This is a genomic window from Mycobacterium sp. (assembly GCF_035653355.1).
Lineage (GTDB): Bacteria > Actinomycetota > Actinomycetes > Mycobacteriales > Mycobacteriaceae > Mycobacterium.
Window position 1 is genome coordinate 1 of the sequence record NZ_DASRBZ010000059.1, and the last position, 2926, is coordinate 2926.

The window sequence follows — 2926 nt, forward strand, 5'->3', positions numbered from 1 at the left end:
AGCGGCGCCGCGTGTTGGCCACCGGATCCCAGGCACACGCCTTCTCCCATTCGATCTCGGTGGGCAGCCGGGCGCCTGCCCACGCGGCATACGCCTCGGCCTCGAAGTAGGTGACATGCTGCACCGGTTCGTCGGCGGGGATCTGCTCGACGTGGCCGAACCGGGTGCGGGTCTGCCCGTCCGGGTGCCAAAATTGCGGCGCGGTCAGGCCGGCGCGTTGCCGATGCTGCCAGCCGCGTGCCGACCACCATCGCGGCTCGTCGTAGCCGCCGTCGTCGACGAACTGGCGCCATTCGCCGTTGGTGACGGGGACGCGCCCGATTCGGAACGACGGGATTTCGACGACGTGGGCGGGGCGTTCGTTGTCCAGCGAGAACGGTTCGCTGGCGGCGTCGACGCCGAGCACGAAGGGGCCGCCGGGCACCAGCACCGACGTGCCGGCGACGCCGGGCCGGCCGGGCGGCAGCGTGGCGGCCGCCCTCAGCAGTGGCGGGCCGGTGCGCAGGTTGAGCGCCTGCAGCATGGTTTCGTCGTGCTGGTGTTCGTGGCTGACCACCATCCCGAACGCGAAGTTTTCGTCGGGGTCGTCAGGTGAGCGATCCAGGGAATCCAGCGCGGCCGACCGGACGGTGCTGCAATACGCTCGCGCCTCGCCAGGTGAGAGCAGCGGCAGGTCCACCCGGCTGGCCCGAGAATGTACGAACGCGTCGTAGAGACCCTCGACATCCGCGCGCAGCATGCCCGGGCGGTCGAGATCGCCGCCGCGCAGCAGCCACAGTTCCTCTTGCTGGCCGATGTGCGCCAAGTCCCACACCAGCGGGCTCATCAGGGGGTCGTACTGGCGGCGCAGTTCGGCATCGTCGAAATCGACCAGCCGCAGGGTGCGCTCGCGTGCCCGCGTCAGGTCGCGAGCCAGCTGTTCCCGTACGCTCACATCTCCCCTTGCGCCAGACGCGCGACCGTGGGCGCGATGCCGTGGCCGATCACCTGGTCGGAGAAGTCGTCGGCCGGGCAGCGACCCTGCTCGACTGCCTGGGCCAGCCGCTGCATTGCCTCGTCCAGGTTGGCTGGTACCCGCTCGGCGGCAGCGGCCACACACCGGTTGGCCGCCGCGTAGAGCCGCCGGTCGCCTAATCCGACTCGGGCGGCGGTGTCCCAGGCGGTCGCGACCGGTTCGACGGCTTCAGCGGCGATATCCGCGGCCACCGGGTCGTCCAGCAGCGCCACCAGCGTGAAGACGATCGCGGGCCACATATCGTCCGGGACGCTGTCGAGATAGCGGATCTCCAGCCATCGGCGCGGGCGCACCGGCGGGAAAAGCGTGGTGAGGTGATAGTCGAGGTCGGCGACTGTCGGGCGCCGGCCGCCGAGCAGCATGCGGCCGTCGGCCCAGTCAGTGAACGGCACATAGTGGGTGACCGGCACGGCATCGGGGTTGAGCACCAGCATCACCGGGGCCTTCAGCGCGTAACGCGCCCAGTCGGTGCCAGGGTCGTCGCCGCTTGCTGTCAACACCGGCCCGCAGCGCGCCGAGTCCAGCTGCCCCCACACCCGCTGCCGGGTCGACTGCCATCCGGAAAACTTTCCGCCCAGCAGCGGAGAATTGGCGGCGATCGCGATCATCGTCGGCCCCAGCGCGTGCGCGAGCCGCACCCGCGCCGCCCACCCCGTCTGCGGGCCGGCGTCGAGGTTGACCTGGATGGACGCCGTCGAGGTCATCATCGCCGAGCCCGCGGCCCCGGTGTGGCTGGCGGCGAAGAACTGCTCCATAGCGCGATAGCGCGCGCCCGGGTTGATGCGCATGGCCGGGCGCAGCGGGTCCGCGCCCAGCGGCACCAGACCCAGGCCGGCGCGGGTGAAGGCCGAGCGCAGCACCGCCTGGTCGCTGGTCATCGCCTCGATTGCCGGGAGAACGCCGTCGAGCGGCGGGCTGGAAAGTTCGACGGCACCGCCGGGTTCGACGCTGACCGCACTTCCGCCGGGCAGCGCGGGAAGCTCCGCCAAGACGTCGCTGATCTCTTTCCAGCTGGGCCTGCGGTGTGGATTGGCTGGGTCGTAGCAGTGGGCTTCGACTTCCAGGCCGACCCGGCCCAGCGGCCCGTCCGCCAGGCAACTGTCGGTGATGCACCGGGCGGCGTGCGAGGAACTGGCCAGTTCGGCCTCTGCCAACCGAGTGCCGGCCAGCTGCGACGCGACCGCCATATTCACCGTTCCTCCCGGCCCCAACGCGTGCGTCGTCGGAGCGTGGTTGCGCGCGGTTATCCGGACGATAACCACCCAGAGTCAATCTTGCAGACGGCACCGACATATTCCCGGCGTCGGGTGCCCGGCTACTGGCCCAGGGTGTTCTGCATGGCGCCGGCCAGTGCGTTGACCGCCGGCCCCGCGTTGCCGGACTGGCAGACCTTGGCCTGAAGCAGGACGTTCTCACGCAGCCGGGTCTGGTTGAAGCAGCGGCGATCGGTGCCGGCTTCCTGCTTGGTCCAGGCCGCGTCGGTGCCGGTCGCCGGCCCGCCGTCGAACGACCACACCTGGGTGGTGCCGTTGTCCAGGTGCATTGCCGTGGTCTGCCCAGAGCAGCCGACCGTGCGGTCCACCACGCGGTGGAAGGCGCGACCCGCGGCGTCGCCGGTGGCGAACACCCCCACCGCCTGCTTGACGAAATGGGTCTGGTCGGTGGCCGACGTCTGGGTGACGGCGCTGTTGAACGACGCCAGGTCCGGGTCGTTGTAGACCTCCGGCAAGCCGATGTCGGCCCAGTTGTTGCACACCGGGTCATCGACCCAATACCCCTGGTACGGATCGGTGGACACCGACTCCCAGCGCATCGGGCCGCCGACGATGTTGCCGACGGAGCCCTTGCCCAGCACCGCGTAGTTCACCACCCCGGGCTCCGAGGGGCGCGCGTTGGCGGGCGGCGCCGCTG

The 2926-nt window shown here is 70.5% G+C and carries 3 protein-coding genes; all 3 read right to left on the reverse strand.

Features of this window, described 5'->3' with window-relative positions; translation table 11 throughout:
* Nucleotides 1-934 (reverse strand): SUMF1/EgtB/PvdO family nonheme iron enzyme (locus VFA16_RS01965; RefSeq protein ID WP_324966203.1); only part of this gene is annotated, 934 nt, incomplete at its 3' end.
* Entirely contained in the window at nt 931-2202 is a 1272-nt protein-coding gene (gene egtA / locus VFA16_RS01970; protein WP_324966204.1) for an ergothioneine biosynthesis glutamate--cysteine ligase EgtA, read from the reverse strand. The genes VFA16_RS01965 and egtA, both read right to left, overlap by 4 nt.
* Before the next feature lie 128 nt (nt 2203-2330).
* Nucleotides 2331-2926 (reverse strand): sensor domain-containing protein (locus VFA16_RS01975; protein WP_324966205.1); only part of this gene is annotated, 596 nt, incomplete at its 5' end.